Source organism: Sphingomonas sp. PP-CE-1G-424, from assembly GCF_004341085.1.
Classification (GTDB): domain Bacteria; phylum Pseudomonadota; class Alphaproteobacteria; order Sphingomonadales; family Sphingomonadaceae; genus Sphingomonas.
The window spans coordinates 1-4,837 of record NZ_SLXW01000025.1; the positions used below are offsets into that span (position 1 = coordinate 1).

Here is a 4,837-nt window from a genome sequence, read left to right on the forward strand (position 1 = left end):
TTCGGCGCCGCGGCCGATGGCATGGCAGCCGCGGCATTCCCGGCGGTCGCTCAGTTCCAGAAGGTCGGCGAAGGCACGTTCGAAACGCTGGTGCGCGTCGCGTCTACCGTCGAGGCGGTCGGCGCATCGCTCGACATGCTCGGCACCAACGCGCAGGCGATGGGGATCGGCGTGAAGCTCGCGCTGGCCGATCAGTTCGACAGCGTTTCGGCGCTGACCGATGCGGCCGGCGCATATTTCCAGACCTACTATTCCAAGGAAGAGCAGGCGGCCGCCAAGACCGCGCAGATGTCCGGTGTGTTCGCCAGCCTCGGCATGGCGATGCCGGCAACGCTGGCGGCGTTCCGCGCACTGGTTGAGGCGCAGGACCTGACGACGTCGGCCGGACAGTCGACCTATGCGACGCTGCTGAAACTCGCGCCGGCGTTCGCCGATCTGCAAACGTCGATGGCGGGCGCGAAGAGCGCGGCCGACATCCTCAGCGAGCGCAAGGACCTCGAGCGCCAGCTGCTCGAGCAGCAGGGCGACACCGCGGCGCTCCGTGCGCTGGATCTCGCCAAGCTCGACGAGACCAACCGCGCGCTCCAGGTGAATATCTGGGCACTCGCTGATCAGAAGGTTGCCCAGGATGCGGCGACCGCCGCGGCGAAAGCGGCAGCGGACGCCGAGTCCGCGATTGCGGCACAGCGCGACGGGCTCAACCGGCAGCTGCTCGAGCTGCAGGGCGATACCGCGACGATCCGCGCGCTCGATCTTGCCAAGCTGGACGAGAGCAACCGCGCGCTTCAGCAGAATATCTGGGCGATCACCGACCAGAATGCCGCGCTGGCTGCACAGAAAACCGCACAGGACGAAGCGGCCGCCTCGGCGAAGGCGCTTGCGGATGCGACCGCGCAGCAGCGCGACGGGCTCAACCGGCAGCTGCTCGAGCTGCAGGGCGATACCGCGGCGATCCGCGCGCTCGATCTCGCCGGCCTCGATGCCAGCAACCGGGCGCTCCAGGAGCAGATTTGGACGCTTCAGGATTCGCAGACGGCTGCGGAGGCAGCGGCGCAGGCAGCGCAGACCCTCGCGGACGCATGGGGCGCGGTCGGCACGAGCATCAGCGACGAGATCAAGCGGATCCGCGGCCTGGCCGACACCGGCACCGACAACAGCTTCGCGACCTTGCAGGGGCAGTTCAACGCGGCGACCAATGCTGCGCGGGGCGGCGATATCGAAGCCGCCAAGCTGCTGCCCGGTCTGTCGCAATCCCTGCTCACCGCCGCGGCCGACGTCGCGACCAGCCGCCAGGAGCTGGCGCGCCTGCAGGCCATGACCGCGGCAAGCCTCGAGGCGACCAACGAGAAGCTCGGACAGGCACCGAGCGGGAAGACCAGCTCGAGCGCGTTGCTGGCCGCGGGGGCCGCTAGCCAGGCCGCCAGCACGCCGGTCGCCAACAATGACGCGATCGTCAGCGAACTCGTGACCCTTCGCGAAGAGGTACGGCAGATGCGTAGCGAGAATAATACGGGCAACGCGGCGATTGCGGGCGAGAATAAAAAGACCAACCGCATTCTCGACAACGTCACGATGGAAAACGGTGGCACCGCAGTGACGGTGCTCGCGGCATGAAGGTGATCGCACCCCGCACCATCACCAACGCCATGTTGTTCGCCTCGAGCCTGGCCGAGACGGACAGCACGCCGTGGAAGCCCGGCACGAGCTTTGCGAAAGGTGCCCGCGCCCGCGGGTTGATTTCGTTCGACTTCACGATCGGCACGCTCGTCGATGCGACGCTCACCCGCGCCTCGTCGGGCACCTACACCGCGTTCAACGGCGTGCTGACCACGGTCGGGGTCGACCAGGCACGGTTCGAGTGCGTGAACGGGGTTTGCGTCGGCCTCTGGGTCGAGCCGCAGGCCACCAACTATCTGCGGTCGTCGGGTGACGTCAGCACGGGATGGAACAGCGACGGTGCCACCTCGGTCGCCGGAAGCCCCGCCCCGGACGGTACGACGTCGACGAGGGTGACCGTTTCCACCGGGTTCGGCCGCTGGCAGCCGCATAACGTTGCGACCGGCGCTGGCGAGATGTGGGTCTTCTCGGTCTACCGCAAGGCGATCGGCGCGGCCGCGAATCTCGGCCTGGCTGTCCGCGGGCAGAACAACGGCGCCAACAATGCCGGCATCGTGACGACGACGCCGGCAACCTGGACCCGGCAGCAGGTCGTTCGGGTCATGGCGGCCGACGTCGGCGGCAACTGCTCGGTTCTCGCGGTATCGGGCGTTCCTGGCCTCGACGGCGTTCCGAACAAGGCGGCCGACATCTTCGGTGCGCAGATGGAGCGTGGATCCACCGCCAGCTCGTACATTCCGACGACGAGTGCCGCCACGACCCGCGCGGCCGACGTCCTCACGCTCAATTGGGCCGCCAAGGGTGTCGGCGACGGCGCGTACACCGCGCGATATACTTTCGCCGACGGCACGACGCAGGATCTGCCGACGAAGGTCGAGGGCGGCAAGGCGGTGGTGCCGACCGCATCGCTCAACGGTAACATCATCGCGCAGGTCCGCCTGGTCGAGGTTCCGGACGGGACGCGGATCTATGAAAGCCTGCAGGCGGACAATCTGGCGCATTCGCTCACCGACGCGAAGTGGTGGCTGGATATCGCGCCAACGAACCGCTGGGCGCTGTTCGACGGCGCGATCGGGTCGCTCGCAAGAGCGAACGGCCAGATCAGCGTCACTCTGCGGCCCGACGTCCCGGTCGACTCGCTTGCCGTGCTCGAGCTGACCGCGGCGAGTGTCCGCGTGCAAATCACCGCGAACGGCGCGAGCGTCTATGACCAGACGCAGTCGACCAACGGGATCGATCCGGCATCGCTCATCTTCCTTGGCCTGCCCAACCCGGCGAACGCATCCATCACCGTCACGATAGCAGGGGCCACGCTGTCGACCCTGGTGACGGCCGGCGCGCTTGTGATCGGCAACATGGTCGACCTCGGCCTGACCGAGGCGGGCGCCTCGATCGGGATCACCGATTTCAGCAAGCGGTCAACCGATGATTTCGGCGTTACCACGGTCGTCGAACGCGGCTGGGCAAAGCGCATGACCGCCAAGACCAAGGTCGACACGGACGACGTCGACGCCATCCAGCTGCGCGTCGCGAGCATCCGGGCGGTGCCGGCGGTCTGGATCGGTGAGGACGGGTACAACAGCCTCATCGTCTACGGCTTCTTCAAGGAATTCTCGGTCGATCTGGCACTCGAGACGATCAGCTACTGCTCGCTGACCGTCGAAGGCATGACGGCCGCTCGGTAAATGACAGGAACGAATATGCGCGACCTCAACCTGCGGTTCGAGGACGAGGACGCTTGGGCAGCGCTCGCGATCGATCGCGATCCCGGACTCCTCGAGATCGACGTCGTCGGCACGATCGCGCCGAAGCCCGGTACCGGCGGAGCCGCCCAGCTGGCGGGCTATCTCGTCAATGTCCGGTGTCTCGATGACCGCGATTTGAGCGCGCTCGAGCGGTTTCAGGTTTTCCCGGCCGAGCCGGTGCAGACCTGGTTGTCGGGCGGCGTGACGATCGCGCCGGTTGGAGTGGAGCAACGCGCATGACGGCCAATATTCCGGACCGCGTCGCGCGGCTCGAGACCAGCGTCGAGGCAATCGGCGAGGACGTCAAAGGACTGAACGGCGCGATGGGCGCATTCGGTGGCAAGCTCGACAAGCTGGTCGACGGCCTGACGCAGACCGACGGCCGCGTCGCCGAGCGTGCCCAGGCGGTGAAGGCCGAGATCCGGGACGAGGGCGACCGTAAGGCGCGCGATCGATCCGAGTTGTTCAAGAACGGCCTGGCGCTGTTCGGCGGGATCTCGCTCGTCGTCGGCTGTCTGTGCGGTCCGTATCTTGCCAAGCTCGATGCGACGTCGATCGGCCAGCGCGAGGATACGCAGGCGGTCTCGGCCGTGCGCGAGGTCCTCGCGCAGCATGGCTCGGAGATCGGTCGCAATCGGGACTCGATCGAGACGTCGCGCGATCGCAGCCGGCGCCAGGACGACCAGCTGCTCGATCTGAATACCCGCGTTGCGCGCATCGAGGGCGCCCGCACCATCGGTCGCTGATCTTTCGCGGCCCACTACCAGGAGAACATCGATGGCAACGAAGCGTCAGTTGGCAGCAGGGACGGGGCTTGTCGGCACGATCGGCGCGGCCGCGGCCGCAATCGTGCTGGCCGTTATTCCGCCGCTCGAGAGCGGCCCCAAGCCGCAGCTCCGGGCCTATCGCGATATCGCCGGCGTCTGGACGATCTGCGATGGCGATACCGAGAACGTGAAGTCCGGCATGGTCGAGACCGTGCGTGGCTGCGAGGTCCGCCTCGACAAGCGCATGACTCGCGATTTCGGGCCGGCGGTGCTGAAGCGCGCGCCAGCGCTGAAGGGTCATCCCTGGCAACTCGCGGCCGCGGTGGTGTTCGCCTACAACATCGGCGTCACCGGCTGGAACGGTTCGACCGCGGCCAAGCGGTTCGCGGCCGGCGACATGCTCGGCGGGTGCGCGGCGCTCGGCCCATACTTCACCATCACCAATGCCAAGGGGCAGGTCTCGACCGTGCCCGGGTGGATCAAGGCAGGCGGCAAGGTGTCGCAGGGCCTGATCAACCGGCGAACCAACGAGCGGGCGCTCTGCCTGACGGGCAAGCTCGCCTTCTAGATCCCGGCCCGTTTCCGGGCCTCATCATCACCAGCCATGAATCATCCCTGCGCTCACGCTGCGGGCTGGCAGCGCGCGTCCGCGATCCGGAGACACCCATGTTCGATACCAAGACCTGGTGGCAGAGCCGCACCATCTGG

At 67.2% G+C, this 4,837-nt stretch carries 5 protein-coding genes; all 5 read left to right on the forward strand.

Features of this window, described 5'->3' with window-relative positions:
* The coding region (locus tag C8J43_RS22115) for a hypothetical protein (protein WP_165899738.1) at positions 1 to 1,614 on the forward strand (1,614 nt) is incomplete at its 5' end.
* Positions 1,611 to 3,302 (forward strand): hypothetical protein, encoded by a 1,692-nt coding sequence (locus C8J43_RS21680; RefSeq protein WP_133032631.1) that lies wholly within the window; start codon positions 1,611 to 1,613, stop codon positions 3,300 to 3,302. The genes C8J43_RS22115 and C8J43_RS21680, both read left to right, overlap by 4 nt.
* Positions 3,303 to 3,317: 15 nt before the next feature.
* The gene (locus C8J43_RS21685; protein ID WP_133032632.1) at positions 3,318 to 3,602 is read left to right on the forward strand and encodes a hypothetical protein; all 285 of its coding nucleotides are present in this window, start codon (positions 3,318 to 3,320) and stop codon (positions 3,600 to 3,602) included.
* Positions 3,599 to 4,108 carry a hypothetical protein gene (locus C8J43_RS21690; RefSeq protein WP_133032633.1) on the forward strand — a complete coding sequence of 170 codons (510 nt, stop codon included), beginning with the start codon at positions 3,599 to 3,601 and terminating at the stop codon, positions 4,106 to 4,108. The genes C8J43_RS21685 and C8J43_RS21690 overlap by 4 nt, the downstream gene beginning before the upstream one ends.
* A gap of 31 nt (positions 4,109 to 4,139) precedes the next feature.
* Positions 4,140 to 4,697, forward strand: a complete 558-nt coding sequence (locus C8J43_RS21695) for a lysozyme (RefSeq protein WP_207893487.1) — start codon at positions 4,140 to 4,142, stop codon at positions 4,695 to 4,697.
* The last annotated feature ends 140 nt before the right edge of the window (positions 4,698 to 4,837 follow it).

Excerpts from the sequence above, each read along its gene's own strand:
- C8J43_RS21680 (WP_133032631.1), top strand. The coding sequence starts at position 1,611 with ATGAAGGTGATCGCACCCCGCACCATCACCAACGCCATGTTGTTCGCC.
- C8J43_RS21685 (WP_133032632.1), top strand. The coding sequence starts at position 3,318 with ATGCGCGACCTCAACCTGCGGTTCGAGGACGAGGACGCTTGGGCAGCG.
- C8J43_RS21690 (WP_133032633.1), top strand. The coding sequence starts at position 3,599 with ATGACGGCCAATATTCCGGACCGCGTCGCGCGGCTCGAGACCAGCGTC.
- C8J43_RS21695 (WP_207893487.1), top strand. The coding sequence starts at position 4,140 with ATGGCAACGAAGCGTCAGTTGGCAGCAGGGACGGGGCTTGTCGGCACG.